The organism is Kitasatospora sp. NPDC001547 (assembly GCF_042894165.1).
GTDB lineage: Bacteria > Actinomycetota > Actinomycetes > Streptomycetales > Streptomycetaceae > Kitasatospora.
Genome location: NZ_JBIAVL010000026.1, coordinates 1 through 26,546, shown reverse-complemented (window position 1 = coordinate 26,546; position 26,546 = coordinate 1). Strand labels below are relative to the sequence as shown.

At 74.4% G+C, this 26,546-nt stretch carries 23 protein-coding genes; 12 read left to right on the top strand and 11 right to left on the bottom strand.

Translation table 11 applies throughout. The features are described from left to right. The first annotated feature begins 15 nt into the window (after positions 1-15). Complete coding sequence (locus tag ACFY0X_RS31665) at positions 16-1,344, top strand: MFS transporter (protein WP_387759749.1); 1,329 nt, start codon at positions 16-18, stop codon at positions 1,342-1,344. Positions 1,345-1,452: 108 nt separating this feature from the next. Next, positions 1,453-2,028 (top strand): HutD family protein, encoded by a 576-nt coding sequence (locus ACFY0X_RS31660; RefSeq protein WP_387759747.1) that lies wholly within the window; start codon positions 1,453-1,455, stop codon positions 2,026-2,028. 118 nt (positions 2,029-2,146) lie between these two features. On the opposite strand, the gene ACFY0X_RS31655 is transcribed toward ACFY0X_RS31660, so the two are convergent. Then, a complete protein-coding gene (locus tag ACFY0X_RS31655; protein ID WP_387759820.1) occupies positions 2,147-3,019 on the bottom strand; it encodes an esterase/lipase family protein in 873 nt (290 codons plus the stop codon). A gap of 278 nt (positions 3,020-3,297) precedes the next feature. Here ACFY0X_RS31655 and ACFY0X_RS31650 point away from each other — a divergent pair, with 278 nt between their 5' ends. Then, positions 3,298-4,680, top strand: coding sequence for a PucR family transcriptional regulator (locus ACFY0X_RS31650; RefSeq protein ID WP_387759745.1), 1,383 nt, complete (start codon positions 3,298-3,300; stop codon positions 4,678-4,680). Positions 4,681-4,862: 182 nt separating this feature from the next. Here the strand turns inward: ACFY0X_RS31650 and ACFY0X_RS31645 are convergent, their stop codons facing one another. Beyond that, positions 4,863-5,618: an acyltransferase gene (locus ACFY0X_RS31645; protein ID WP_387759743.1), complete on the bottom strand. Its 756-nt coding sequence runs from the start codon at positions 5,616-5,618 to the stop codon at positions 4,863-4,865. 106 nt (positions 5,619-5,724) lie between these two features. Here ACFY0X_RS31645 and ACFY0X_RS31640 point away from each other — a divergent pair, with 106 nt between their 5' ends. After that, on the top strand, positions 5,725-6,555 hold the full coding sequence (locus ACFY0X_RS31640) for a maleylpyruvate isomerase N-terminal domain-containing protein (protein WP_387759742.1): 831 nt from the start codon (positions 5,725-5,727) through the stop codon (positions 6,553-6,555). A gap of 160 nt (positions 6,556-6,715) precedes the next feature. Here ACFY0X_RS31640 and ACFY0X_RS31635 read toward each other — a convergent pair whose 3' ends face one another. Beyond that, complete coding sequence (locus ACFY0X_RS31635; RefSeq protein ID WP_387759741.1) at positions 6,716-7,489, bottom strand: enoyl-CoA hydratase family protein; 774 nt, start codon at positions 7,487-7,489, stop codon at positions 6,716-6,718. Positions 7,490-7,774: 285 nt separating this feature from the next. Here ACFY0X_RS31635 and ACFY0X_RS31630 point away from each other — a divergent pair, with 285 nt between their 5' ends. The 3 genes from ACFY0X_RS31630 to ACFY0X_RS31620 all read left to right on the top strand — a co-directional run bounded on the left by ACFY0X_RS31630 (position 7,775) and on the right by ACFY0X_RS31620 (position 11,666). Continuing rightward, complete coding sequence (locus tag ACFY0X_RS31630; RefSeq protein ID WP_387759740.1) at positions 7,775-8,590, top strand: ATP-grasp domain-containing protein; 816 nt, start codon at positions 7,775-7,777, stop codon at positions 8,588-8,590. A 62-nt stretch (positions 8,591-8,652) separates the two neighbouring features. Next, the gene (locus ACFY0X_RS31625; RefSeq protein ID WP_387759739.1) at positions 8,653-9,057 is read left to right on the top strand and encodes a RidA family protein; all 405 of its coding nucleotides are present in this window, start codon (positions 8,653-8,655) and stop codon (positions 9,055-9,057) included. Between the two features lie 305 nt (positions 9,058-9,362). After that, complete coding sequence (locus tag ACFY0X_RS31620; protein ID WP_387759737.1) at positions 9,363-11,666, top strand: glycosyl hydrolase family 18 protein; 2,304 nt, start codon at positions 9,363-9,365, stop codon at positions 11,664-11,666. A 104-nt stretch (positions 11,667-11,770) separates the two neighbouring features. Here ACFY0X_RS31620 and ACFY0X_RS31615 read toward each other — a convergent pair whose 3' ends face one another. Beyond that, on the bottom strand, positions 11,771-13,027 hold the full coding sequence (locus ACFY0X_RS31615; protein WP_387759735.1) for a geranylgeranyl reductase family protein: 1,257 nt from the start codon (positions 13,025-13,027) through the stop codon (positions 11,771-11,773). A gap of 247 nt (positions 13,028-13,274) precedes the next feature. Here ACFY0X_RS31615 and ACFY0X_RS31610 point away from each other — a divergent pair, with 247 nt between their 5' ends. Next, positions 13,275-14,639, top strand: a complete 1,365-nt coding sequence (locus ACFY0X_RS31610; protein WP_387759733.1) for a dipeptidase — start codon at positions 13,275-13,277, stop codon at positions 14,637-14,639. Here the strand turns inward: ACFY0X_RS31610 and ACFY0X_RS31605 are convergent. Both ACFY0X_RS31605 and ACFY0X_RS31600 read right to left on the bottom strand, forming a co-directional pair. Continuing rightward, positions 14,615-15,475 (bottom strand): DUF4184 family protein, encoded by an 861-nt coding sequence (locus ACFY0X_RS31605; protein ID WP_387759732.1) that lies wholly within the window; start codon positions 15,473-15,475, stop codon positions 14,615-14,617. The genes ACFY0X_RS31610 and ACFY0X_RS31605 overlap by 25 nt on opposite strands. Positions 15,476-15,628: 153 nt before the next feature. Then, the gene (locus ACFY0X_RS31600) at positions 15,629-16,696 is read right to left on the bottom strand and encodes an NUDIX domain-containing protein (RefSeq protein WP_387759731.1); all 1,068 of its coding nucleotides are present in this window, start codon (positions 16,694-16,696) and stop codon (positions 15,629-15,631) included. 324 nt (positions 16,697-17,020) lie between these two features. On the opposite strand from ACFY0X_RS31600, the gene ACFY0X_RS31595 reads away from it, so the two are divergent. Beyond that, on the top strand, positions 17,021-17,713 hold the full coding sequence (locus tag ACFY0X_RS31595; RefSeq protein ID WP_387759729.1) for a PfkB family carbohydrate kinase: 693 nt from the start codon (positions 17,021-17,023) through the stop codon (positions 17,711-17,713). A gap of 163 nt (positions 17,714-17,876) precedes the next feature. Here ACFY0X_RS31595 and ACFY0X_RS31590 read toward each other — a convergent pair whose 3' ends face one another. From ACFY0X_RS31590 to ACFY0X_RS31570, 5 genes are all read right to left on the bottom strand, one after another. Then, a complete protein-coding gene (locus tag ACFY0X_RS31590) occupies positions 17,877-18,743 on the bottom strand; it encodes a C40 family peptidase (RefSeq protein ID WP_387759728.1) in 867 nt (288 codons plus the stop codon). 298 nt (positions 18,744-19,041) lie between these two features. Beyond that, complete coding sequence (locus ACFY0X_RS31585) at positions 19,042-20,463, bottom strand: acyl-CoA synthetase (RefSeq protein ID WP_387759726.1); 1,422 nt, start codon at positions 20,461-20,463, stop codon at positions 19,042-19,044. Between the two features lie 230 nt (positions 20,464-20,693). Beyond that, the gene (locus ACFY0X_RS31580) at positions 20,694-21,656 is read right to left on the bottom strand and encodes an electron transfer flavoprotein subunit alpha/FixB family protein (protein ID WP_387759724.1); all 963 of its coding nucleotides are present in this window, start codon (positions 21,654-21,656) and stop codon (positions 20,694-20,696) included. 45 nt (positions 21,657-21,701) lie between these two features. Further along, positions 21,702-22,487, bottom strand: coding sequence for an electron transfer flavoprotein subunit beta/FixA family protein (locus tag ACFY0X_RS31575; protein WP_387759722.1), 786 nt, complete (start codon positions 22,485-22,487; stop codon positions 21,702-21,704). 287 nt (positions 22,488-22,774) lie between these two features. After that, entirely contained in the window at positions 22,775-23,101 is a 327-nt protein-coding gene (locus ACFY0X_RS31570; RefSeq protein ID WP_387759721.1) for a thioredoxin family protein, read from the bottom strand. A gap of 293 nt (positions 23,102-23,394) precedes the next feature. On the opposite strand from ACFY0X_RS31570, the gene ACFY0X_RS31565 reads away from it, so the two are divergent. From ACFY0X_RS31565 to ACFY0X_RS31555, 3 genes are all read left to right on the top strand, one after another. Beyond that, complete coding sequence (locus ACFY0X_RS31565) at positions 23,395-23,820, top strand: DUF4395 domain-containing protein (protein WP_387759720.1); 426 nt, start codon at positions 23,395-23,397, stop codon at positions 23,818-23,820. A gap of 223 nt (positions 23,821-24,043) precedes the next feature. Further along, positions 24,044-24,814, top strand: a complete 771-nt coding sequence (locus ACFY0X_RS31560; RefSeq protein ID WP_387759719.1) for a lysophospholipid acyltransferase family protein — start codon at positions 24,044-24,046, stop codon at positions 24,812-24,814. Between the two features lie 174 nt (positions 24,815-24,988). Continuing rightward, entirely contained in the window at positions 24,989-26,431 is a 1,443-nt protein-coding gene (locus ACFY0X_RS31555; protein WP_387759718.1) for a TolB family protein, read from the top strand. Positions 26,432-26,546 lie beyond the last annotated feature (115 nt).

Here is a 26,546-nt window from a genome sequence, read left to right as displayed (position 1 = left end):
CCCTATTGTGACTTTGTGCCGCTTCGAAACAAAATCGCTTCACGCACTCGCCCGGACCAACCCTCACCCCAGTCTCGCAGCACACCCCCGGCAACCGACAGCCCCTGGGGTCCTGCACGTGTCGCCCTCACCGCGTTCTTCGCCGTCGACGGCTTCCTCTTCGCCGCCTGGGTCGTCCGCATCCCGGACATCCGCCGTCAGGTCGACGCCTCGCACAGCGCCCTCGGGCTGGCCCTGCTCTGCCTGTCCATCGGCGCCGTCCTCACCATGCCCGCGGTCGGCCGGCTCTGCCTGCGGTACGGCTCGCGCGCGGTGACCGTCGGCTCGCTCGCCCTGCTGAGCCTCGCCGTACTGCTGCCCGCGCACGCCCACTCGGTCACCGCGCTCGGCGGGGTGCTGCTGCTGTTCGGCGCGGGGTACGGCGGGGCCAACGTCGCGATGAACAGCGCCGCCGTCGACCTGGTCGCGCAACTGCGGCGGCCCGTGATGCCCAGCTTCCACGCCGGGTACAGCTTCGGCGGGCTGGCCGGCACCGGCGTCAGCGGCCTGCTCGCCGGTCCGCTGAGCACGTCGTGGGCGCTCGCGCTCAGCGGCGCGCTGGGCGCGGCGGTCACCGCCGGCGCGGGCGTCGTCCTGCTGCGCAGCCCGGCGGCGACGCCGGTCGCGCCGGGGCGGGCGGACGGGGCCGGCTCGGCGGGGCGTGCGGGCGGGGCGGGCTCGGCGACGGACGGGGGCTCGGCGGGGCGCGACGACGGGGCGGTCTCGGCGACGGACGCGGGCTCGGCCCGTACCCGCACCCGGCTGCTCGTCCTGCTGCTCGGCCTCACCGCGCTCTGCACCGCGTACGGCGAGGGCGCGATCGCCGACTGGACCACGCTCCACCTCACCGACGACGTCCATGCGAGCTCCGTGGTCGCCGCCACCGGGTACGGCGCGTACGCGTTCGCGATGGCCGGCGGGCGGGTCGGCGGCACCTGGCTGTCCATCAGGCTCGGCCAGACCCGGCTGATGCTGCTGGGCGGGCTGACGGCGGCGGTCGGCATGCTGGTCGCCGCCCTGGCGTCGGCGGTGCCGGTGGCGATCTGCGGGTTCGTGCTGGTCGGCCTCGGCCTGGCCAACCTCTTCCCGCTCGCCATCGCCCGGGCCGGCGCGGCCGGCGGGCCGCAGGGCGTCGCGTTCGCCTCCTCGCTCGGGTACGGCGGGATGCTGATCGGCCCGGTGGTGATCGGCTTCCTCGCCGACGCGGTCGGACTGCCGCTGGCGCTCACCACGGTCGCGCTGGCGGCCACGGTGGCGGCGCTGCTGCCGCTGTCGGTCAGGCGCGGGGCGACGCACGACGGATGACAGCGGACGGGCAACGGATAACAGCTGACAGATGACAGCTGACAGATGATGAAATCTGTCAGCTGTCAGCTGTTGTCCGTCATCTGTCATGTGACAGGATGCGGGGCCATGACGAGCAGCGGACGCTTCCAGGTACTGCGGGCGAGCACGCGCCCGGCGACGGCGTGGCTCAACGGGGGCGGGGTGACCAGGGAGGTGGCCGGGTTCCCGGCCGGAGCCAGACTGGACGCCTTCGACTGGCGGGTCAGTCTCGCGGACGTCGCCTCGGCCGGGCCGTTCTCCCCGTTTCCCGGGATCGACCGGGTGATCACTCTGGTCGAGGGTGCCGGCATGGCGCTCACCGTCGACGGCGCCGAGCGGCTGGTGGACGCGCCGTTCCGGCCGTTCGCCTTCTCCGGCGACGCCACCACCGACTGCCGCCTGCTGGCCGGCCCGGTGGTCGACTTCAACGTGATGACCCGCCGAGGGCGGGTCGAGGCCACGGTGGACCTCTCCACCGCGCCCGCCGCCGTCGGCGTCCCGGACGGGAGCACCGCCCTCCTGGTCTGCCTGGCCGGCACCGCCACCCTCGACGGTGTCGAACTCGCCCGCTACGACGCCGCGTTGATTGACGGCTCGGGCACGTACGAGCTGCAGCCGGACGGCACGACCGCCGTCGTCACCTTCCGCACGGCCGCCGCCTGACGGCCGGCCGACGGTCCGGCGCACCAGCGGAGCCAGCACATCGGCACACCGACGCGCCGACGCAGGACGGCGCTCCCGTCTCCCGGACCACCCGGGAGACGGGAGCGCCGTCATCGCATCAGCCGCAGAACACCGGCGTGGCGTGCGCCGGGTCCAGGGCGTTGGTCACCAGGTGCAGCGCCGTCGGCGAGAACGCGATCCCGACGTGTTCCACCAGTGAGACCGGGCAGTGCGCCTGCACCACCTCGTTGTCGACGTCCGGGCCGCTGAGGAACTGGGTCCGCCACGGGGTGACGACCTCGTCGAGGACCGTCGAGACCACCGTGTAGCTCACGCCCGGCACGGTGTCCGGCCGGGAGGCCATCACCTTGTTGAAGTCGGAGCCCACCGCCTGGTCCCGGCAGGCCTGGCAGACCGTGTAGATCAGATCCGCGACGCCCGGGAAGTAGGGCGCCAGGTTGGTGATCCCGTCGAGCGTCGTGCCGTGGTTGGACGGCGCCAGCCCGACCAGCCTACCGACCTTGGACCCGCCGCCGAGGAACTTGAGGTAGTAGTTCGGCAGCATGCCGCCCTGCGAGTGCCCGACGATGTCGACCTTGGCCGCGCCGGTCGCGCTGCGCACCAGGTCCACGAACCAGGCGAGTTGGGCTGCCGACTCCGGGACCGGCCGGAGGCCGCCGATCGGCAGCAGCAGCCCGCTGCCGCTGGACGTGACGCCGGGGATGGTCCCGTAGTCGAGGGCGAAGACGCAGTACCCGAGGCTCTTCAGCAACGGGGAGAGCGCCAGCCAGTTCTCGTAGCGGTTGGCGAAGGTGCCGTGCACCAGGACGACCGGGGCGGGGTGCGCGGCGCTCGGCCGGCAGGTCCAGTCGTTGGCGCCGGGCGGCGAGGCCACCGTGTCACCGTCGGGCGGCAGTTCGACGGACGAAGCGGACGAGGCGGACGCGGCGGACGCAGCCGGCCCAGCGGACACGGACGACACCGTGGACACGGAGGACGGGGCGGACCCGGACACGGCGGGCGCGGACGCGGCGGCGCTCGCCGGCGACACCGTCGCACCGGCCACCAGCGCCCCCGCCAGCAGCAGCACACCCAGTGCGCCGCCGGCCCTGCCGCGCACGGGAGTCGCGGAGAAGCGGAGAAGTGGGGTTCTCAACTGTTGCCTCCACAGCGGAAGTTTGTTACCAACAGGTAACCCGAGGGCTCCATCATGCGGTCGCCCCTCCGGCCCGGCCCTTGGGCGTCCCCCAGACCTGGACGGTGTTCTCTGTGACCGGTCACAACGCGCCCCACCGCACACCCCCGACCCCCCACCGGACGCCCCCGACCAGCTCCCACCCCACACCCCCGGGCGGCGACGGCCGCACACCCCCGAGCACCCCCCACCGGACGCCGGACTGGCGCGTCCCGGTGATCGGCGGCCTCCCGGCCGACCAGCGACTGCTCGGCGGTGTACGGGAGTTGGCCGAGGCCGTGGTCGCCGCCCTGCTGGAACGGGTGCCGGTCTACCGCCGGCTGCCCCGCGAACAGCTCACCGGCGAGCTGACCCGGGACACCGAGCGCCGCATCCGCGCCCTCGCCCACACCGTGAGAACCGGCCTTCCCGCCCCCGCCGAGGAGCTCGCCGCCGTCCGGGAGTCGGCCGCCCGGCGCGCCGAGGAAGGCCTGCCGCTGGACGCCGTCCTGCTCGCCCACCACCTCGGGCTGGAGGTCTGCTGGGAGTTCGCCACCCGGCACGCCCGGGACGGCGACGCCGCCGACCTGCTCGTCCTCAACCGGCTGCTGCTCGACCAGCTCCGCCAGGCCGCCACCGCCGCCGGGGCGGGCTACCTGGACGGACGGCACCCGAGTGCCGACCGGCGGGGCGCGGCCCGGCGTTCCTTGCTCGGCGCGCTGCTCGCGGGCACCCCCGCCGACGAGGCCGCCGACCGCGCCGGGTTCCGGCTGCCCACCGGGTACGCCGTGCTCTGCCTGTCCGTCGCCGACCACTCCGACGAGCTCTCTCCCGGTGTCGACCCGGGCATCGCCGCCCGCCGCAAGCTGCGCCGCTTCGAGGCCGAACTCGACCACCGCACCCGGCAGTCGGCGCTCACCGCGCTCACCCCCACGGGCGGCCTGGTGCTGATCCCCTTCGACCCGTCACCCGGCCCGGACGAGGACGACACCGACGGCGCGCCCTGGCCGGTGCTCACCGCCACGCTCGCCGCGGCGGCCCGGGCGGCCGGTGCGGCCGTACTGGCCGGGGCCGCCGCGGGCACCCCCGCCGAGGTTCCCGCAGCGGCCGCCCTCGCCTACGAAGTCCTGGACGTGGCACGGTCGTTCGGCCGACCGCCGGGGCTGCACCGGCTGGACGACGTCCTGCTGGAGTACCAGCTCACCCGGCCCAGCCGGGCCCGCTCCCGGCTCGCCGCGCTGCTCGAACCGCTGGCCGACACCGGGGAGTTGCTCGTCACCCTGCGCACCCACCTGGCCGGGGGGCTGAACCGCCGGCACACCGCGAGCGCCCTGCACCTGCACCCGAACACCGTCGACTACCGGCTGCGCCGGATCGCCGCGCTGACCGGCCTGGATCCGACACGCCCCGCCGACGTCCCACGGATCACCGCCGCCATCGCCGCCCGTACGGCCGAACAGGCCGCCCTCGCCGGCTAGTCCAGGGCACCTCCGATGCCGGGCGCGGCGGGCAGTCGGGCCCCGGCCGGCGCCGGCGGGCGTCGGACATCGGACGTCGGACGTCGGACATCGGGCGTCGGACGTCGGACGTCGGCGAGCAGGTCGAGAGCCAGGCGTCGGCAAGGAGGTCGAGTCGGCCACCCGTGACGTCGGCGGCGGCGTCAGCCCTGCTCTCCCGGCAGCCGCAGGTCCCAGCCGACCAGGGCGCGCAACTGCTCCGCGGTCACGCCGTCCGGCACCGGCTGGGGAGCGTCGTGGCGCAGCGGCGGCTGCCAGCCCTCGTCCTCGGTCCAGCGGCGCACCACCTTGGCCGGCGCCCCGGCGACCACACTGTGGTCCGGCACCTCGCCGCGCACCACGGCGCCCGCCGCGACCACCACGTTGCGGCCGATCCGCGCCCCCGGCAGGATCACCGAGCCGGTGCCGATCCAGCTGCCCGAGCCGATCTCCACCGGCTCGTTGCGTGGCCACTGCTTGCCGATCGGCAGCTCGGTGTCCCGGTACTCGTGGGCCTGGTCGCTGATGTACACGCCGGGCCCGGTCCACACGTCGTCGCCGATGACGATCGACTGGTGCCCGACGATGTGGCTGTCCCGGCCGATCACGCACCCCCCGCCGATCCGCACGATCGGATCCGGCCCGAGGTCGAGCCCGGGCAGGAACCCGGCGCTGATGGTGACCCGCTCGCCGATGATCGAGAACGGCCCGATGGTGATCCACCGCTCGTTGAACACCGCCCCGAGCGGGAAGCTGAGTGTCGTGCCGTCCCCCAGCTCGCCGAACCGGTACGGGCCGGGGTTGCGGTTGGTGACCGCACCGGTCTGCTGCACCCAGCGCCAGCCCCGGTGAACGAGGCGCCCGGCGGCACGGCGGCCACCGGTCCGGACGGCTGAGACGAGGGAACGGGTTATCGGCATGCGCTCACGTTACCGGCCCGTAGCTTCCGCCCGTTCGCCGGGAGGCGTCCGGAGGAGCGTCCGAAATCCGCGACCTGCAGCCGACCGCGGTGGAAGACTCCACCCCATGGAGATCACCGAGCACATCGACGCGCTGCGCCGCGAGGGCACCCGGCTCGCCGAGGCCGCGGCCCGTACCGAACCGTCGGCCCCCGTACCGACCTGCCCGGAGTGGCAGTCGGCGGACCTGCTGCGACACATCGGCTCCGTCCACCGGTGGGCCGCCGCCATCGTCTCCCGGGGCCTGCGGGCGCCCCTGGACGAGGCGGGCGCGCAGGCCGCCATCGGGCCGCTGCCACCGGACGCCGAGCTGCTCGGCTGGTACCGCGAGGGCCATGCCGCCCTGGTGGACACGCTCACCGCGGCGCCCGTCGACCTCGAGTGCTGGAGCTTCCTGCCCTCGGCCGGCCCGCTGGCGTTCTGGGCCAGGCGCCAGGCGCACGAGACCGCCATCCACCGCCTTGACGCCGACGCGGCCGCCGGGGCGCCCGGCCCGGTCGTGGACACCGCGCTCGCCCTGGACGGCATCGACGAACTGGTGCGCGGCTTCATGCCCCGTGGCCGGTCCGCGCTGCGCAGCGACGTGCCGCGCACCCTCCAGGTCCGGGCCACCGACGGAGCCGGTGCCCGTGCTGGCGCCGGAGCCGGTGCCGGAGGCGCAACCGCAACCGCAGAGGAGGCCGGCTCCTGGCGGCTGACGATCACCCAGGAGCCGCCCACCGTCACCATCGGCGAGAGCCCCGAGCCGGCCGACCTGACCCTCACCGGTCCCGCCCACGAGCTCTACCCGCTGCTGTGGAACCGGCTGTCCGCCGAGCGGGCCGGGAAGGTCGAGCCGATCGGCGACCGGAGCCTGCTCGCACTCTGGAGCGACGCGGCGGCGGTCCGCTGGTCGTGACGCCGCGAGGAGCCGCGGCACCCGCGGCACCCGCGAGGACTCAAACGCACCGGCGAGGAGCCGAGGCACCGGCGAACGGCGGCGGCGTCCGAACGGTCCTGACGCCCGGGGACGGTGACGTCCCCGGGCCATCGGGCGCGGACGCCCGGGGATCCCGCCGTCAGCGCACCCAGCGAGCGGGCCGCTTCTCCAGGAACGACCGCATGCCCTCCTGCGCCTCCTCCGAGCCGAAGAGCCGCGCCGACAGCTCCACCAGCTCGTCCGCGTCCCGTTCGAAGGAGCGCACCACCTCGGCGTTGGCCAGCCGCTTCGACTCCGCCAGGCCCTGCGGGGAACCCAGGCGCAGCGCGTCCAGCAGGCCCTTCAGCACCACGGCGGTGGACTCGGCGGAGTCGGTGGCGCTGGTGATCAGCCCGATCCGGGCGGCCTCGGCGGCGTCGAAGACCTCGCCGGTGAGGTAGTAGCGGGAGGCGGCGCGCGGGTCCAGCTTCGGGCGCAGCGGCAGCGAGATGACGGCGGGCGCGAGACCGAGCCGCACCTCGGTGAAGGCGAAGGTCGAGGCCGGCCCGGCGACGGCGAGGTCCGCCGCGCCGACCAGGCCGAGGCCGCCGGCCCGCACGTGCCCGTCGATGACGGCGATCACCGGCTTGGCGCAGTCCACGATCGCCCGCTGGAGCTCGACCAGACCGCGCGGGCCGACCGTCGGGTCCGCGCCGGTCGCCTCGGAGAGGTCCGCGCCCGCGCAGAACACCTTGCCGGTGTGCCCGAGCACCACCGCGCGGACCTCGGGGTCGGCCGCGGCGGCGGTCAGCCCGGCGCGCAGCTCGGCCATCAGCCGGGTGGAGAGCGCGTTGCGGTTGTGCGGCGAGTCGAGGGTGAGCGTGGTGACGGCATCGGCGGTGCTGACGTGGACGAGGGGCGCTGCGCTGGTCATCGGCGGGCCTGCCTTCCGGCTGAGGGTGGGTCGGACTGCGGGCGTCTCCCGGGATCCGCCCGGACGACGCCCGCACGACTCTGGCACGCCCACCCGCCCCTCGGCCAGAGCCGACCACCTCGGGGATCCGGAGACGCTCCCCTTCCTCCCTGCCGGGGACCGGGCCAGGAACCGGGCCAGGATCTCGGGCCGGGAACCGGGCCGAGACCCCGACCGGGGGTCCCTCGCCGAGAGCCGCCGAAATCCGGTGGTGGCGGTCCCCGCCCCCACGGCAGCATCGTCGCCATGACCACCACCTCCGCCCTCGTCCTGCTGCTCGCGCCGCGCATCAACGAGACGGGCCTCCAGCTGCGCACCGCCGCCGGACGCCGGGGTCTGCGGGCGTACACCGCGACGTCCTGGCAGGCGCCGCCCGAGCTGCTCGACACGAGCGTGCACATCTACGGCGGACCGCTGTTCGGCGACGCCGTAGGGCGGGAGTTCGGCCTCGGCCTGCTGGAGCCGGCCGCCGACTGGCTGACCCGGCTGCCGCTCGACCTGACCGGGCGGCGGGTCTCCCGCATCACGCTGGCCGAGGCCCGCCGCCTGCGGCACCCGGCCTTCGTCAAGCCGCCGGTGGACAAGGTGTTCGCCGCCCGGGTCTACCCCGACGGAGTGGCGCTGCCCGGGCCCGAGCTGCTGGACGGGGACACGCCGGCGCTGGTGAGCGAGGTGGTGCGGTTCGCGGTGGAGTACCGGCTGTTCGTGCTGGACGGCGAGGTGCGGGCCGGCTCCCGGTACGCGATCGACGACGACCTGTCGGTGGCGCCGCTCGACCAGGCGCCCGACGGCCAGGCCGCCGACGCACTGGCGTTCGCCGGTGATGTCCTGGCCGCCTCGTCGGCGGCCGCGCCGCTGCCGAGCGCCGTCGTGGTGGACATCGGGCGGACGGGCGACGGAAGTTGGGCCGTGGTGGAGGCCAACGCGGCCTGGGCCAGCGGTGGGTACGCCGCCGATCCGGACGCCGTCCTGGACGTGGTGCTTCGTTCGGGTGGCCCGGCGGCCCAGCTCCCCGCCGCTGACCGCCCGTTCCTGCGCGAGCTGCCCGACGTGGTGCGCTGAGGGCGGCCCGCCACCGGGGCCGGGCTTGCGGCCCCGGCGGATCGTGGCGGAGGATCCGCGCCATGACCACCTCCCACCTCACCCACATCACCGAGCCGCCCGGGGTTGCTCCGGGTACCGGCTACACCCAGGTCGTCACCGGCACCGGTCGGCTGGTCCTGGTCTCCGGCCAGGTCGCCTTCGACGAGCAGCGGAACCTGGTCGGCGAGGACGACCCGAAGGCCCAGGCGCTGCAGGTCTTCGAGAACCTGCGGCGCTGCCTGGCCGCCGCCGGGGCCGGGTTCGAGCACGTCGTGAAGCTCACGTACTTCATGACGGACATCGCCCACCTCGCGGCCGTCCGTGAGGCCCGCGACGAGCACCTGGGCGCGCTTCCGGCGCCGGCCTCCTCCGCGATGCAGGTGGCGGCCCTGTTCCGGCCCGAGGTGCTGATCGAGATCGAGGCGTTCGCGATCGTCCCGGAGTAGTCGGCGCGGGGGCAGCGGACAAGTAACAGCCGACCGACGACGGATGACAGCTGACAGATTTCAAAATCTGTCAGCTGTCATCCGTCGCACGTTCGCCCGCGCTGCCCAACTCGCACTGCCCGACTCGCGCCGCCCCGCCGCGCCCAGCCCCGTCAACTCCCGAGTGGTACAGACCTGTTGACGCATTGGTCCAGTCCTCCTACAGTTCCCATGCCTCGCCTCCCCACGGCGCAGGCATCGATCGCCCACGGATCAACCAAGGTTCTACGTCACCCTGTTCAACCCCCACAGCCACAGGGAGAACCATGTCCGCTCGATCCCGGGCCGGGCGCCCGCGCGTGCGCAGCAGACTGCTGGCACTGCTCTCCGTCCTGCTCCTGCCCCTCGCCGCGCTCACCGCGCTGGCCGCCCCGGCGAACGCCGCCGGAAGGCTCACCGCCGCCTTCACCACCGCCGACAACGGCTCCTGGTGGCAGGGCACCTACATCGTCCGCAACGACAACGCGACCGCGGTGAGCGGCTGGACCCTGGAGTTCGACCTCCCGACCGGCGTCACCATCGGCAACAGCTACAACGGCACCGCGACCGTCAACGGCCGGCACGTCACCGCCACCGCCGCGTTCTACAACTCCACCGTCAACGCCCACAGCACCACCGAACCGTACAGCTTCTGGTTCGTCGGCAACGGTCCGGTCTCCACCCCGCTCAACTGCCGTGTCAACGGCGACAAGTGCGACGGCACGGCGGACGTCCCACCGTCCGCACCGGGCACGCCGACGGTCACCGAGTCCACCGCGCACACGCTCGCCCTGAGCTGGCCGGCCGCCACCGGCGGGGACTTCCCGGTCGCCTCCTACGACGTGCTGAGCGGCAGCACCGTGCTGGCCACCGGCCCGGCCACGAGCGTGCTGGTCACCGGCCTCACCCCGGCCACCTCCTACACCCTGGCCGTCCGGGCCAAGGACAGCCGCGGCAACACCGGCCCGCTCGGCCCGTCCGTCACGGCGTCCACCTTCGACCCGTCCACCGACACCTCGCCGCCCACCGCACCGACCGGCCTCCGGACGACGGCCGTCAGTTCGTCGGAGGTGAAGCTCGCCTGGAACGCGGCCACCGACAACGTCCGGGTCGCCGCGTACGACGTCTACCGGGGCGACGCCCTGGCGGCCACGGTCACCGGCGGCACGCTCGGCGCGACCGTCGGCAGCCTCTCGCCGTCCACCACCTACACCTTCACCGTGAAGGCCCGGGACGCCGCCGACAACGCCTCGCCCGCCTCCGCCCCGCTCACCGTGACCACCTCGGACCTGGTCGGCGCCGGGAAGTACGCCCGGGTCGGCTACTTCGTCCAGTGGGGCATCTACGGCCGCCAGTACTTCGTCAAGAACCTGGACACCTCGGGCGCCGCCGCCAAGCTCGACGTCATCAACTACGCCTTCGAGAACATCGATCCGGTCAACCTGACCTGCATGGCGGGCGTCACCAAGGGCACCAGCAGCAACCCGCAGGACCCGGACCAGGGCACCGGCGCCGGCGACGCCGACGCGGACTACGGCCGGGCGATGAGCGCCGCCCAGTCGGTGGACGGCGTAGCCGACGACGGCTGGGGCAAACTCCGCGGCAACCTCAACCAGTTGAAGAAGCTCAAGGCCAAGTACCCGAACCTGAAGGTGGTCGTCTCGCTCGGCGGCTGGACCTACTCCAAGTACTTCTCCGACGCCGCCGCCACCGACGCGTCCCGCCAGAAGTTCGTCAAGTCCTGCGTCGACACCTGGATCAAGGGCAATCTGCCGGTCTACAACGGCGCCGGCGGCGACGGCGTGGCCGCGGGCATCTTCGACGGCATCGACCTCGACTGGGAGTGGCCCGGCTCCGCCGACGGCCACCCGGGCAACCACTGGAGCCCGAACGACAGGGACAACCTGACCCTGCTGCTGGCCGAATTCCGCAAGCAGCTGGACGCGTTGGGTGGCTCGCACAAGCTGCTCACCGCGTTCACCCCGGCCGACCCGGCGAAGGTCGCCGCCGGCTGGGACCTCTCGAAGATCTTCGGCTCGTTGGACATCGCCAACGTCCAGGGCTACGACTTCCACGGCTCGGGCAGCGACAACTCCTGGGAGCCGAACCGCACCGGCCACGCCTCCAACCTCTACCAGGACCCGAACGACCCGTACAGCACCCACTTCAGCGTGGACACGGCCGTCCAGACGTACCTGAACGCCGGGGTCAACCCGCGCAAGCTGACCATCGGCTTCCCGTTCTACGGGCGCGGCTGGCAGGGCGTCGCGGACGGCAGTGCGAACGGCGCCTGGCAGTCCGCGAACGGCGCCGCACCGGGCCAGTTCACCGACGAGGCCGGTACCCGCGGGTACCACAACCTGGTCACCAGCCTCTCCGGCCTCAAGGTCTACCACGACCCCAAGTCCGTCGCGACGTACGGCTACACGGGAGCCGGCGGCCAGTGGTGGAGCTTCGACGACGCCTGGGCGATCTCGCAGAAGACCGCCTACCTGAAGTCGAAGAACCTGCTCGGCGGCATGATCTGGGAGATGTCCGGCGACACCCCGTCCGGCACCCTGATGTCCGCACTGGACACCGGGCTCAGGTAGCCCCACCGCGCCGCCAGCCGGACAGCCCGCGCCACGACACGAACGGGGCCGGTGCCCCTCCCCGCACCGGGGAGGGGCACCGGCCCCGCGTCACGACCGCCGTCCTACCGCGAGGCCATCGCCGTCAGCCGCCGCGCCGCCCGGTACTGCCGCAGCACCTGGGAGAAGGAGGTGTGCCCCTGGGTGGTCCGGGCGAAGGCCCGCCAGGCCGCCGGCACCAGGCAGACCGCCGCGTGGAACAGGTACGGCCGCCGCTCGAAGGCGCCCAGCAGCTGCTTGCCCGCGCGCATCTCCACGCCCAGCCCGGCCTTGACCGCGAACGCGTAGTTCAGCGCCTCGCGCCGCACCGCCGTCGCGTCGCCCGCCTCGGCGATCTTCACCGCCCACTCGCCGGCCAGCCGGCCCGAGCGCAGCGCGTACGAGATGCCCTCGCGGGTCCACGGCTCCAGCAGTCCGGCCGCGTCCCCGGCGACCAGCACCCGGCCGCGGGAGAGCGGCGAGTCCTCGGTCCGGCAGCGGGTCAGGTGCCCGGACTCGACCCGGGGGGTGAACCCGGACAGGCCCAGTCGGCGGATGTAGTCGGCGAGGTACTGCTTGGTCCGCTCGCCGTCGCCGCGGGCCGAGATGACCCCGACGGTCAGGCTGCTGGTCTCGGTCTTCGGGAACACCCAGCCGTAACTGCCGGGCAGCGGACCCCAGTCGAGGTGGATCCGGCCCGACCAGTCGGCGGCGACCTGCGCCGGCACCGGGATCTCCGCCTCCAGGCCGAGGTCGATCTGGTCGAAGGTGACGCCGACGTGCCGGCCGATCCGGCTCGCGCTGCCGTCCGCGCCGACCACCGCGCGGGCCTCGAAGGTGCGCCCGTCCGCCGCCGTGACCAGCGCCGTCCGGTGCTCGCCGCCGCGCTGCTCGACACCGGTGACGGTCACCCCGGTGACCAGCACCGCCCCGGCCTGCTTGGCCGCCTGCACCAGGCGCAGGTCGAACTCGTCCCGGTTGACCAGGCCGAACAGCATCCGCTTGGACCGCCGGGTGCGGGTGTACCTCCCGTCGTAGGCGAAGGTGACGGCGTGCACCCGGTCCTGCAGCGGCAGCCGGAAGTCCGGCGGGAGGCTGTCCCGGGACGGGCCGATGATGCCGCCGCCGCAGGTCTTGTACCGGGGGTGTTCGGCCTTGTCGAGCAGCAGTACCCGGCGGCCCTGGGCCGCGGCGGCGTGCGCGGCCGAGGAGCCCGCCGGTCCGGCGCCGACCACCACGACGTCCCAGACGCCGTCCAGCGGCCCGGCCGCGTCGTCGGTCGGACCGCCCTCGGCCGGGCTGTCGAGCGGGCTGCGGGAATCGGAGCTTCCGGAGTCAGTCACGTCGAGCAATCCTATGTGTCCGGCCGCGCCGTTCGAGCACGCCGCCCCAGTCACCGGCCGCCCCGTTCACCGGCCACCCGGTTCCCCGAGGACCGGAACGGGGCCGTCGGCGTCCGGCGGGGTCCGCGGGGATCCGGCCCCCGCACCCTCGGAACACCCCGTTCCGCTCCGCCTATGATCGGCACTACCGCAACCCGCTTCCTCCGCCCGCACACCACCCTGGGCGGACCGTCTCCCCGGAGCCTCGATGTCACAGCCCCTGGCCGACGCCGTCCGGTCCCTGATGGACCGTGCCCGCACCGACCTCGCCGAACTGGTCGCCTTCCCGTCGGTCGCCGACCCGCGCCAGTTCCCGGTCGAGGAGTGCGAGAAGGCCGCGCGCTGGGTCGCCGACGCCTTCGCCGCCGAGGGCCTGACCGGCATCCGGCTGCTGGACACCCCGGACGGCACCCAGTCCGTCTACGGCGAGCTGCCCGGCCCCGAGGGCGCGCCGACCGTCCTGCTCTACTCCCACTACGACGTCCAGCCCCCGCTGGACGAGGACGCCTGGCTCAGCCCCGCCTTCGAGCTGACCGAGCGCGACGGCCGCTGGTACGGGCGCGGCGCCGCCGACTGCAAGGGCAACATCCTGATGCACCTGACCGCCCTGCGGGCGCTGCGTCAGGTCCACGGCGACGCCTACCCGGTCGGCCTGAAGATCATCGTCGAGGGCTCCGAGGAGCAGGGCACCGGCGGTCTGGAGCGCTACGCCGAGGCCCACCCCGAGCTGCTCGCCGCCGACGCCATCGTCATCGGCGACACCGGCAACTTCGCCCCCGGCCTGCCCACCGTGACCGCCTCCCTGCGCGGCATGACGGTCGTCGAGGCCACGGTCACCACGCTGGCCGGCAACCTGCACTCCGGCGCCTTCGGCGGCGCCGCCCCGGACGCGCTGCAGTCGCTGGTCCGGATGCTGGCCTCGTTGCACGACGAGAACGGCGACGTCGCGGTGGCCGGCCTGACCGCCGACCAGACGTGGGAGGGCGTGCAGTACCCGGAGGAGCAGTTCCGCGCCGACGCCAAGGTGCTCGACGGCGTCGCCCTGACCGGCACCGGCACCATCGCGGACCGCCTCTGGGCCCGCCCGGCCGTCACCGTCCTCGGCATCGACGCCCCGCCGGTGATCGGCGCCACCTCCTCCGTCCAGTCCACCGCCAAGGCCCTGATCAGCCTGCGCGTCGCGCCGGGCACCGACCCGGGCGCCGCCCAGGACGCGCTGGTCGCCCACCTGCGGGCGCAGGTCCCGCTCGGCGCCCACCTGACGATCGAGCGCCAGGGCAACGGCGCCCCGTTCCGCGCCGACACCAGCGGCCCGGCCTACGAGGCGATGGGCGAGGCGATGGCGGAGGCCTTCGGCACCCCGATGGTCGCCTCCGGCGAGGGCGGCTCGATCCCGCTCTGCAACACGCTGCGCTCGCTCTACCCGCAGGCCGAGATCGTGCTGATCGGCGTCGAGGAGCCGACCACCCAGATCCACGCGGTCAACGAGAGCGTCGACCCGCTGGAGCTGGAGCGGATGGCCCTCACCGAGGCGCTGTTCCTCCGCCGCTACGCCGAACTGCGCTCCGTCTGACGGACGTTCGGGGCGAGGTCCCGAGGGGCCTGCCGAGGCACGTCCGGCCGCCCGCCGCGCAACCGGCGGGCGGCCGCCAGCACCGCCGCGTACCCGACCGCGCCCACCGCGAGCCCGGCCCCGGCGCCGAAGCAGACCTCCGGCACCAGATTTCGCCGCAGCGGACCGAGCCGCTGCAGCACCCCGGCGGCCGTCGCCGCGCCCAGCACCGCGACGGCCGTCCGCCGGGCCCGGGGCGCGAGCCGCACGGCCGGCCGCACCGGCTCGACGGCCCGCACCGCACGCGCCGCCCAGCCGCCCAGCGCCGCCAGGGCGAGCGCCGAACTGCCGTACTGCAGCGCCTCGTAGAGCGGAACCCCGGCCGCCTGCCGGTCCAGTACGGGCAGCAGCCGCGACCCCAGCCGACCGCCGTGGGTGAACGCGTCCCAGCCGACGTGGGTGGCCGCGCCGATGGCCGCCGACGCCGCGAACCACGCCGCACCGCGGGCCGCTCCGCCGCCTCCGAGGCCGTGGACGCCCCCGGCCCGCCGGGCGGTCAGCGCCTCGGCGCCGCCCGCCCAGCGCTCGGGCAGCAGCGCCACCACCGGCCCGCGCAGCAGCCCGTGCCATCCGGCCACCAGCACGCCGGCGATCGCCACGTCCAGCGTCGGCACCGCCCACCAGCGGTGCGTCAGCCCGCCGTGGCCGTACACGCCGGGCAGCAGGGACTCGGCGAAGAACGGCACGTCCGGCGCCATCGACCCGGCGACCAGCGCCGACGCCACCAGGGGCCCGCGCGCCCCGGCGGCACCCAGCAGGGGCAGGACGGCGGCGGGATGGCTCAGCGTGAACGGCATGCCTCCATCCTCCCGCCCGTGACCGCGGCGCCGCGCACCGGGAGGCGCGTCACGGGCCGCTCCGCCGCGACCACCCGGCACCGACCGCCGTGAACCTGCCCCTGGACCGACCGCACCGAACGCGCCGGACGCACCGACCGCGACGACCGCCCGCTACGCCGCGTCCGCCGTGCTCGCCAGCCCGACGGCCACCCGGCTCCCCGCCTCCAGGTACCGCAGCTCGCCGCTCCGTCGCGCGTCCAGCGCTGCCGCCAGCCGCCGGTACCGCCCCGGGGGCAGCAGTTCGCCGGCCTCGTCCAGGGTGACGAAGCGCCAGCCGCGCAGCTCCTCCTGCTGGAGCAGCAGGTTCTGCCGGCCCTCCGCGTTCAGCAGCCCGCCGTCGTACACCAGCCGCAGGCCGCCGCGGCGCGGGCCGGTACGCGGCTCCCAGTCGACGGCGAGCAGGCGCAGCGTGGCCGGGTCGAGGCGCAGGCCCAGCTCCTCGGCGGTCTCGCGCAGGGCGGCGTCGGTGGGGGCCTCGCCGCGCTCGACCACGCCGCCGGGGAAGTCCCAGTCCGGCTTGTAGACCGGGTCGACCAGCAGCACGCGGTCCTGCTCGTCGAAGAACAGGACGGCGGAGGCCACGGTGTCCCCGGTCGGGTCCGGGGTCTGGACGATCGGACAGCGGGCGGCGCCGACCCGGACCAGCTCGGCGATCCGGTGCGCGGTCTCCCGGGGGGAGAGCCCGCTGGTGTCGATCATGCGGGCGTCGCCGACCAGCCAGCGGCGGGCGGCGCGGTAGTGGGGCAGGTGTTCGAGGCACCAGGTGCGGACCCGCTCGCTGCCCTCCGGATCGCCCGGGCACTCCTCGCGGTGGGCGATGCGGTCACGCAGGATCGTTTCTTCAGGGTCCAGCACGAAGTGGTGCACCGTGATCCCGTGCGAGGCCAGGTCGCCGAAGATCTCGTCCCGGTAGTCCTCTCGGAGCAGGGTCATCGGGACCACCAGCGGGCCCCCGACCTCACCGAGCAGCGCCGCCGCCGTCTCGGGGACGAGCCGGCGCCAGGCCGCCAGGTCCTGGAAGTCGGACACCGTCGCCAACCGGTCGACCGGAAGCATCCGGCGCAGGCCGAAGCCCACCAGCTCGGGATCGAAGAGCACGCTCCCGGGCAGCAGTTCCACCAGCTCGCGGCAGGCGCTCGTCTTGCCCGCCCCGAATGTTCCATTGACCCAGACGATCACAACGTCCCCTGCCCTCGACTTCCCCCGATGCCGTTCGCACCGGGCAGCGCCCCCGTTGGTCGAACCAGCGCCACCCGTGGTGGTACCCGCGCCACGCCGCTCCCCATGCCTCCCCGACGCGCCCGCCCGCACGCCCCGACCTGCCCCGTGACAGCGGCATGTGCCCAGGTCAGGCCCCCGTGGGCGGAAATATGCAGACCGGTCTACATCAAAATTGCACCCCTTCACTACTGCTAGGGCACAGGGCGCCTGACGGGTCGACTTGCCGCGCACGCCCCGCTCGTACGCTCCGCGCGCCCCCACCCGTACGCCCCGTGCCCCCGCGTGCGCGCTCCGTACCCGCGCTGCGCCCGCCGGCCATCGGTCGAGACGGGCGCCGTGCTCACCCACTCGGACGTGCCCACCGGTCAGGCGATCGTCATGGTCGACCCGTCCGGCGAGAACAGCATCGTCGTCGTGCCCGGCGCCAACGCCCGGCTCACCCCGCAGGAGGTCACCGTCGCCCTCGGCCGCCTCCGTCTGCTCCCCGTCGACGTGGTCCTGACCGGCGACGAGGTCCCCGAGGAGTGCGTCCGGGCGACCGCCGCCGCCCTGCCCGCCGCAGGCCCCTCGGGCGGCACCCGCCGGCTGCACAACACCGCCCCCGCCGGCGCCCTGCCGGAGGCCGGCCCCACCGGACGCCGCCCGCTGATCGTCGCGAACGCCGTCGAGGCCCGCCGGCTCACCGGAGCCGCCGACGTCGCCGAGGCCGCCCGGGTCCTGGCCCGACGCGCCGAGGGCGCCGTGGTCACCCTCGGCGGTGCGGGCGCGCTGGTCGCCGTGGGCGGGACGGCGGTCCACCTGCCCGCCCCCGCCGTCCGGGTGGTCGACACCACCGGCGCCGGCGACGTCTTCTGCGGCGCCCTGGCCGCCGGGCTCGCCCGCGGCGCCGACCTGCCCGACGCGGCCGCCACCGCCGTCGCGGCCGTCACCGGCCTCGGCGCCCGCGGCGTCCTGCCCCGCCCGACGGACCTCTGACCACGCGTCGGCGGCGCGCCCGTCAGGGCACCGGCCCCCGCCCGCGGAAGCCCCGCGGATGCTTCGCGGAACGCCCGGCGGACGCCGGGGCGTCGGCGCCCCGGAACGCCCGTCGAGGGCACCCGGCGGACCCGGTGCCCCCGACGGGCGGACGGCGGACCCGCTACGGGCGCCCCATGAACGCCGGGTAGTAACCGCTGCTGATCGCCGAGGTCCGGACGTTGGTCCCGGGCCGCGCGGCCTCGACGTACCGGTTGTCGCCCAGGTAGATCGCCACGTGCTGGATGCCGCGCGCGGTCCCGTCCGGCGACCAGAACAGCAGGTCACCACGGCGCAGCTGGCTCGCGCGGATCGGCGTCGTGGCCGCGTACTGGTCGTTGGCGACGCGCGGCAGCTCGATCCCGCCGCGCCGGAAGGACTGCTGCACCAGGCCCGAGCAGTCGTAGCCGTCCGGCCCGTTGCCGGCTCGGCGGAACGGTACGCCCAGCTGGGAGAGCGCGAACTGCACGGCGGTCTCGACGTCCCGGTCCTCCGCGACCGAGTCGTCGTGGTCGCCGGAGCCCGCGGACCCCGAGGAGGAGCCGCCGCCGGTGCGGTCCAGGTAGACGTCGTAGTGCGAGGTCCAGCGCCACTCGCCCTTGCTGTTGCGGAACCAGTACCGCGAGCCGTCCCAGCCCTGCTTGATCCCGGAGGACCTGCCGGTGGCCTTGGCGGCGGACGCGGAGCCGCCCCCGGTCCGGGCCGCGTACACGCTGTAGTGCGAGGTCCAGCGCCACTGCCCCTGACTGTTCTTGAACCAGTACCGCGAGCCGTCCCACCCGGCGTGCGCCGGGGCGGGCTCGGCGGCCGCGGGGCTGACGCCGGTGCCGAGGCCGATCACGCCCGCGCCGGTCGCGATCACGGCCACCATGCCTATCCCCCGACGGAGCCGCGCGGTGCGGGACGGACGGGAGGGGCGGACGGCGGCAGCGTCCTGCTGCCCGGTCGGTTCGCCGGCGGCCTCCGGCGCGCCGGTGTTGACGGTGGTCATCGTGCTGACTTCCTTCACTGCTGCGGATCGCTGCGGACTGCAGCGGGTTGTGTGACCGGCCAGGAATGGCCGTGCCTGTCGGCAGAGCCCCCGTCCGGCACGCCGCGGCTTCCGGTCCTGCGACCGGAAGCCGCGGCGTGTCGTCCAGGGGATTCGGTTCTGCCTGCGTGTCACGTTAGGCACGCGTCCGCTCACGGCGCGCAGTGGAGTGCGCCAATGGAAGGGTCACGGGTGGTGAGCACCGACGGCGCATCAGGGTGAACACCCGTCATCCGAGGGGGCGTCCGGAGCCCCGTCGTCAGCGTCCGCCGGCCTCCGCCAGCAGCTGCTTCTTCAGCACCTTTCCCAGCGCGTTCCTGGGCAGTTCGGGTACCAGGACGACCCGGCGCGGCCGCTTGTGCACCGAGAGCCGATCCGCCACGAAGGCCGTCAGCTGGTCCCCCGTCACGGCGCCGTCCGCGATGACGTACGCGACGATCGCCTGTCCGAGGTCCTCGTCCGGCACGCCGACCACGGCCGCGTCGGCGACCGACGGGTGGTCGCGCAGCGCGGCCTCCACCTCGCCCGCGCCGATCCGGTAGCCGCCGCTCTTGATCAGGTCCACCGAGGCGCGGCCGACGATCCGGTGGAAGCCGTCCGCCCCGATCACCGCGACGTCGCCGGTGCGGAACCAGCCGTCCGCCGTCCACGCCTCGGCGTCCGCGTCCGGCCGGTTGAGGTAGCCGCTGAACAGCGTCGGGCCGCAGACCTGGAGTTCGCCGACGCTCTCCCCGTCGCTCGGCACCGGCGCGCCGTCCTCGCCGACCAGCCGGGTACGGACCCCGTCCACCGGCAGCCCGACGCTGCCGGGGCGCCGCTCGCCGTCCGCCCGGGTGCTGACGGTGATCAGCGACTCGGTCATCCCGTACCGCTCGATCGGGGCGTGCCCGGTGAGCGCCGCCAACCGCTCGAACACCGGGACGGGCAACGGCGCGCTGCCGGAGACCAGCAGCCGGGCCGGGGCGAGCCGGGCCGCCGCCGCCGGGTCCGCCGCCACCCGGGACCAGACAGTGGGCACCCCGAAGTACAGGCTGCCGCCCGCCGTCGCGTACCCCTCCGGGGTGGGCCGCCCGGTGTGCACCAGGGCGCTGCCGGTGCGCAGGGCGCCGAGCACGCCGAGCAGCAGTCCGTGCACGTGGAACAGCGGCAGACCGTGCGCCAGGGTGTCCTCGGCGGTCCACTGCCAGGCGGCGGCCAGGGCGTCCAGGTCGGCGGCGACCGCCTCGCGCCGGATCACCACGCCCTTCGGCGCGCCGGTGGTGCCGGAGGTGTAGAGCACGAAGCCGGTCGACTCGGGAGCCGGCTCGGCGAAGGTGGTGGCGGAGCGCTGCGCCGGGTCGACCGGCAGCCCCGCCACCGGGGTGTCCTGCGGCGGCGTCTCCCCGACGGCGTGCGCGAGCAGCGCCGCGCCCGAGTCGCGCAGGATGTGCTCGCGCTCCTTGGGCCCCGAGTCGGGCGGCAGCGGCACCACCGGGACGCCCGCCAGCAGGCCGCCGACCACGGCGGTGACGGTCTCGACGGTGGGCCGGGCGAGCACCGCGAGCGCCGGGGCCCCGGCCACCCGGTCGGCGACGGCGGTCGCCGCGCCCAGCAGGTCCTCCCGGGAGAGCGTCCGACCGTCGATCCGCAGCGCGTCCGCCGCGTCGCCGAAACCGCCCTGAAGTGCCGTCAGCAGTGCCATGCCACCGTCCTCGCCTCGTCCCACGCCACCGCGCCCCGTCGTCCCGGGGCGCGCCCGCCTCGCGCGTCCGCCTCCGCGTCACGCGTCGGCGCCGACTCTACGGGCCGCCGCCCCGCCCGCCGCGCTCCGGGGACGACGGGGCCGGGCCGAGGAGGAGGGGCCCCCGGGAACGCCGGAGGGCGTGGCACCGGGTACTCCTCGGTGCCACGCCCTCCTCGGTCGTCCGGGGATCAGGCCTTGCGGGCCTTCACCTCGGCGGTGAGCTGCGGCAGCACCTGGAAGAGGTCGCCGACCACGCCGTAGTCGACCAGTTCGAAGATCGGGGCCTCGGGGTCCTTGTTGACGGCCACGATGGTCTTCGAGGTCTGCATGCCGGCCCGGTGCTGGATGGCACCGGAGATGCCCGCCGCGACGTACAGCTGCGGGGAGACCTGCTTGCCGGTCTGGCCGACCTGGCTGCTGTGCGGGTACCAGCCGGCGTCCACGGCGGCGCGCGAGGCACCGACGGCCGCGCCCAGCGCGTCCGCGAGCTCCTCGACCACGCCGAAGCCCTCGGCGGCACCGACGCCGCGGCCGCCGGAGACCACGATGGCGGCCTCGGTCAGCTCGGGGCGGCCGGAGGACACCCGCGGGGTGCGGGAGGTGACCTTGGCGGCGTTGCCGGTGAACTCGACGGCGACGTTCTCCACCGCGCCGGCGGCCGGGGCGGCCTCCGGGGCGACGGCGTTCGGCTTGACGGTGATGACCGGCGCGCCCTTGGTGACCTTGGACTTCACCTGGAAGGACGCGGCGAACACCGACTGGGTGGCGACCGGACCGCCGTCGCCGGCCTCCAGGTCGACGGCGTCGGTGATGATGCCGGAGCCGATCCGCAGCGCGACGCGCGCGGCGACCTCCTTGCCCTCGCCGGAGGACGTCACCAGCACGGCGGCGACGTCGTTGGCCTTGGCGATCTGGGCCAGGGCGTCCACCTTCGGGACGACCAGCTGGTCGGTGAACTCGGCGCCGTCGGCGACGTACACCTTCGCCGCGCCGAACTCGCCGGCCTTGGCGGCGATGTCGGCCGCGGCCGCACCGGCGCCCAGGACGACGGCGGACGGCTCGCCGATGCGGCGGGCCAGGGTCAGCAGCTCCAGGGCCGGCTTGCGGACCACACCGTCGGCGTGGTCCACCAGAACCAGGATCTCAGCCATGATTCGTTGCTCCTGATCGATCGTTGGATGCGCGAACGGGTGGGACTAGATGAACTTCTGGTCGGCGAGGAAGGCCGCGAGCGACTTGCCGCCCTCGCCCTCGTCCTTGACGACCGTGCCCGCGGTCCGCGCCGGACGCGCCGCCACCGACTCGACCGCCGTCCACGAACCCGCCAGGCCGACCTCGTCCGCCTCGATGCCCAGGTCGTCCAGGTCCAGCGACTGCACCGGCTTCTTCTTCGCCGCCATGATCCCCTTGAACGACGGGTAGCGGGCCTCGCCCGACTGGTCCGTCACCGAGACCACGGCCGGCAGCGGAGCCTCCACCAGCTCGGTCGCCGCGTCACCGTCCCGACGGCCCTTCACCACGCCGCCCTCGACCGACACCTCCGACAGCAGCGTCACCTGCGGCACGCCCAGACGCTCCGCCAGCAGCGCCGGCAGCACGCCCATCGTGCCGTCCGTCGACGCCATGCCACCGATCACCAGGTCGAACCCGACCCGCTCCAGCGCCTTCGCCAGGACCGCCGACGTCCCGATCACGTCGCTGCCGTGGATGTCGTCGTCGTTCACGTGCACGGCCTTGTCCGCGCCCATCGACAGCGCCTTGCGCAGCGCGTCCTTGGCGTCGTCCGGCCCGACCGTCAGCACGGTGACCTCGGCGCCCTCGTTCGCCTCCGCGATCCGCAGCGCCTGCTCCACGCCGTACTCGTCGAGCTCCGACAGGAGGCCGTCCACACCCTCCCGGTCGGTGGTGTGGTCGTCCGCGAAACGACGGTCCCCCGTCGCGTCCGGCACGTACTTCACACAGACAACGATCCTCAAGCTCACGGCCTTGTCTCCTGTACTGGTCTCGTCCGGCGGCTGCGGCGGTGCAAGCGGGCGCGAACACGGCACGCACCCGCTCCGGGCAGCGAATTCCCGTGCCGGTCCGGAACTTCCTGGCAGCATACTCGCCAAAACGCAGTGGTCACTACTGGCCAGTAGCTTATGCCGTGCGGCTGCTCCCGCCGCCTGCGCCCATCCTGCCCCAGCCCGGGACCGACTCCACCCGACGGGGCGGAACAAGTGCGGCCGGATCGCTCATCCCAGGGCTCCCACCGGGACCCGCACCCGCCTCACACCACGCGGCCGAGCGCCGCGATCACGTCCACCCTGCGCGGCTGCCCCGCCGCCCGCCGCACCACCCGGCCCGCCCCGTCCAGCACCAGGACGGTCGGCGTCCGCCGGACCTCCAGCCGGCGGACCAGCTCCAGCCGCTCCTCGGCGTCCACCTCGACGTGCTCGACCCCGTCGACCATCCCGGCCACCTCGGAGAGCACCCGCCGGGTGGCCCGACACGGCTGGCAGAACGCCGTCGAGAACTGCACCAGCGTCGCCCGCGCGCCGAGCGGCCCGCCCAGCTCGCTCTCCGTCAGCCGTACCGCCCCGTCCTCGGTGCTCAACCCCGACCCTCCCGTCGTTCCCGGCCCGCGGCGGCCGGTCCCGGCCGCCGTCGAGCCACCACAACGCACACCGCGGGACGACTCATCCCCCCAGTCTGCGGCAGCGCCGGCGGGGCCCGAAACCCGGTCGACCGCCGGGGCCGGGCCGCGTACGATCGGCCGGTGGACTCCGACTGTCGCCCAACGCCGCTTCCGGTCCGCCGACGCGTCATCGGCCCGGCCCGGGCCACCGTCCACCGACGACGCTGACGCCCCACCGCTGCCGCTGCCCGTCGCGACCCCCGGAGCCCCCGTTGCAGACCGATACTCGCGGCCCCCGCTTAGCCGCAGCGCTCAGCGCGATCGTCCTCGCCGTCGTCCTGCGCACCGGCAACTGCCCCCTGCTGGCCGCCCAGACGCTGGTCTTCGCGCTCGGCGCCTTCGGCGGCCTGCGCCTGGCCCCTTACGTCCGGCTGTTCCAGCTGCTGGTGCTCCCCCGGCTCGCGCCGCCCTCGGCGACCGAGGACGAACGGCCGCTCCGCTTCGACCAGGGCGTCCTCGCGGTGTTCGCCGCGGTCGGCACCCTCGGCTACTGCGCCGAGGTGACCTGGCTCGGCGTGCTGGCCGGCTCGGCCGCCCTCACCGCCGCCTTCGTCAACGCCGCGTTCGGCTACTGCGTGGGCTGCGAGCTCTACCCGCTGGTCCGGCGCGCCCAGGGCCGCCTCACCGCCCGCGCCTGACCCGGGAGCCCGGAAAAGTTCCCGTTCGAATTCATCACGGACGTCACACCGCCAAAATTCGCTTGACCGCACCCCTCAGGTGACAGAGGGCACTCGTTCGGGGGATCATCTCCGTGAATCACCCGTGACCGCCGCGGCGTGCCGTGCTCCGGTCGGCACCGCCCGCGCAACGGAGCGGGTACCCGCCGAACCGGGCTCCGGCCCGTGGAAGTCAGGACTGACCGTGGCAGAGTTCGTGTACCCGCCGGTGATCGGCGCCGCACTCACCGCCTTCCGCGCGCTCGACGTGCGGATCAAGATCGTGGGCGCCGAACACATCCCCGCCAGGGGGGGAGCCGTCCTGGTCAGCAACCACATCAGTTACCTGGACTTCCTGTTCGCGGGCCTCGGCGCGTACCGCGGCGGCAAGCGCAAGACCCGCTTCATGGCCAAGGACGACGTCTTCAGGCACCGGATCTCCGGCCCGCTGATGCGCGGCATGAAGCACATCCCGGTGGACCGCACCGACGGCCAGCCCGCGTACGAGGCCGCCGTGCGCGCCCTCAAGTCCGGCGAGGTGGTGGGGGTGTTCCCCGAGGCGACCATCAGCCGCTCGTTCATGCTGAAGAAGTTCAAGACCGGCGCCGCCCGGATGGCCGCCGACTCCGGCGCCCCGCTGCTGCCCGTGGTGCTCTGGGGCACCCAGCAGCTCTGGACCAAGGGCCGCCCGAAGACCCTCACCAAGCGGCACGTCCCGGTCACCATCATGATCGGCGAACCGATCCACCTCGGGCCGGACGACAAGCCCGTGATGGTCACCCGGAGGCTGCGCGCCGCCATGGGCGAGATGCTCGACAAGGCCCAGCGCGAGTACCCCGGCAAGCCCTCCGGCCCGGACGACAGCTGGTGGCTGCCCGCCCACCTCGGCGGCACCGCGCCCACCCTGGAGGTCGCCGAGGCCGAGGACGAGGCGGAGGCCCTCGACAAGGCCGAGCGCCGCGCCGCCCGGGGCTGACTCCTCCGCTCCACCCGCCACACCTACTCCGTGCGATCGAGCGAGCGCGTTCCGTCGCGTGTCGCCCAGCCGCCGACGCCCCCGTCTGACACAGTGACAGCTCCTTTCAGGGGCCTTCGTCCTGAATCCGCGACGGGGGCACACGTCGGAGTGGTCGAAGGCTCGGAGGCGGAGATGGCACGGATCACCACCGGAACACGGCAGTCACCAACGGGCAGGGCCCGCACCCGCGCGAGCGCCGGTGCGGGCCTTCTGCTCCTGGGCACCCTGCTCACCGGCTGCGGGGCCGAACCCGGGGAGATCCCGCTCTCGGAGATCCGGCCGGAAGTCCCCAGCGCCACCCCCGAGGCGACACCCGCCGCGGCCCCCGGCGCGACCCCCGGTGTGATCGGCGCGGCCGCCGGAGCGCCCGCAGCCGCCGTGCACAACGGTCTGATCGTCAGCCGCGCCTACACCGACGCCTCCCGCAGCAGCAGCGCGATCGTCACCTTCACGCCCGACGGCGCCGGCCAGCACCAGGTCACCCAGCCGCCGGCCCGCGCCCTCGACGACCGCCCGGACTGGTCCCCGGACGGCACCACCATCGCCTTCGACCGCACCGACCCGCAGACCGGCGCCGCCCGGCTCTGGACCGTCCCCGCCGACGGCGGCACCGAGCACCAGGTCAGCCCGCTGTGCGAGAGCGGCACCGCCGACTGCTCCAACGAGGACGAGCGCGCCCCCGCCTTCTCCCCGAACGGCAGGCAGGTCGCCTTCAGCCGTTCCTGGGGCGCCGTGGACGCGGCCGGCAGCCACCAGATCCAGTACTCGGACCTCTACCTGATGAGCCCCGAGGGCACCGACGTCCAGCGGCTCACCTTCCTCACCAACGACAAGCCCTACTCCGGCGCGGTCAGCAACCCCAGCTGGTCCCCCGACGGCAAGCAGCTCACCTTCGAGTACCGGACCAGCGCCACCGGGCAGCCCGCCGACAGCCGCGCCATCTACGTCGTCAACGCGGACGGCACCGGGCTGCGCCAGCTCACCCCCTGGGAACTGCGCGCCGGCGACCGGGCGGACTGGTCCCCGGACGGCACCCAGATCCTCTTCACCACCTACCCGGCCGGCCCCGACAACGCCCCCGGCGGCGGGATCTACACCGTCCACCCCGACGGCAGCGCCATCGGCGCCCTGACCCCCGCGCCCTCGGACACCTTCTACGGCACGGCCGCCTACGCGCCCGACGGCAAGTCCATCGTCTTCGCCCAGGCCCCCGCGGGCGCCGGGGCCGACCTCTACAGCATGCGACCGGACGGTACGGGCGTCGTCCGCCTCACCAACAGCGCGGACAAGTGGCTCAGCCGGCCGGCCTGGGGGACGGCGGACGGCCCGGCGGCTCCCGCCGAACAGGCCCAGGCCACGGCCCAGGCGTCGGCCGCCCCTTCGGATCGGCCTTCCGACCAGCCCTCGGGTCAGGCATCCGGTCAGGCGTCGGAGGCACCCCAGGCGCCCCGGCCCGATTCCCAGAAGCCGGCCCAGGCCCAGGGACAGGGAGCCACCGAACAGCCGCGGCCCGGGACGGAGTCCGAGTCCGATTCCGAGTCTGATTCCGGCGCCGGCTCCGAGTCCGACGAATAGAGCGTTCGGCTCCGTAAACGGAAGAACCCCCATCCGGATCCCGGATGGGGGTTCTTCAGCAATGATTGTTCGGCGGCGTCCTACTCTCCCACAGGGTCCCCCCTGCAGTACCATC

What these genes read in the sequence shown, in the direction of transcription:
- ACFY0X_RS31660 (WP_387759747.1), top strand. Translation starts at nt 1,453, where the DNA reads ATGACGAGCAGCGGACGCTTCCAGGTACTGCGGGCGAGCACGCGCCCG.
- ACFY0X_RS31645 (WP_387759743.1), bottom strand. Translation starts at nt 5,618, where the DNA reads ATGCCGATAACCCGTTCCCTCGTCTCAGCCGTCCGGACCGGTGGCCGC.
- ACFY0X_RS31640 (WP_387759742.1), top strand. Translation starts at nt 5,725, where the DNA reads ATGGAGATCACCGAGCACATCGACGCGCTGCGCCGCGAGGGCACCCGG.
- ACFY0X_RS31635 (WP_387759741.1), bottom strand. Translation starts at nt 7,489, where the DNA reads ATGACCAGCGCAGCGCCCCTCGTCCACGTCAGCACCGCCGATGCCGTC.
- ACFY0X_RS31630 (WP_387759740.1), top strand. Translation starts at nt 7,775, where the DNA reads ATGACCACCACCTCCGCCCTCGTCCTGCTGCTCGCGCCGCGCATCAAC.
- ACFY0X_RS31625 (WP_387759739.1), top strand. Translation starts at nt 8,653, where the DNA reads ATGACCACCTCCCACCTCACCCACATCACCGAGCCGCCCGGGGTTGCT.
- ACFY0X_RS31620 (WP_387759737.1), top strand. Translation starts at nt 9,363, where the DNA reads ATGTCCGCTCGATCCCGGGCCGGGCGCCCGCGCGTGCGCAGCAGACTG.
- ACFY0X_RS31610 (WP_387759733.1), top strand. Translation starts at nt 13,275, where the DNA reads ATGTCACAGCCCCTGGCCGACGCCGTCCGGTCCCTGATGGACCGTGCC.
- ACFY0X_RS31605 (WP_387759732.1), bottom strand. Translation starts at nt 15,475, where the DNA reads ATGCCGTTCACGCTGAGCCATCCCGCCGCCGTCCTGCCCCTGCTGGGT.
- ACFY0X_RS31590 (WP_387759728.1), bottom strand. Translation starts at nt 18,743, where the DNA reads ATGACCACCGTCAACACCGGCGCGCCGGAGGCCGCCGGCGAACCGACC.
- ACFY0X_RS31585 (WP_387759726.1), bottom strand. Translation starts at nt 20,463, where the DNA reads ATGGCACTGCTGACGGCACTTCAGGGCGGTTTCGGCGACGCGGCGGAC.
- ACFY0X_RS31580 (WP_387759724.1), bottom strand. Translation starts at nt 21,656, where the DNA reads ATGGCTGAGATCCTGGTTCTGGTGGACCACGCCGACGGTGTGGTCCGC.
- ACFY0X_RS31555 (WP_387759718.1), top strand. Translation starts at nt 24,989, where the DNA reads ATGGCACGGATCACCACCGGAACACGGCAGTCACCAACGGGCAGGGCC.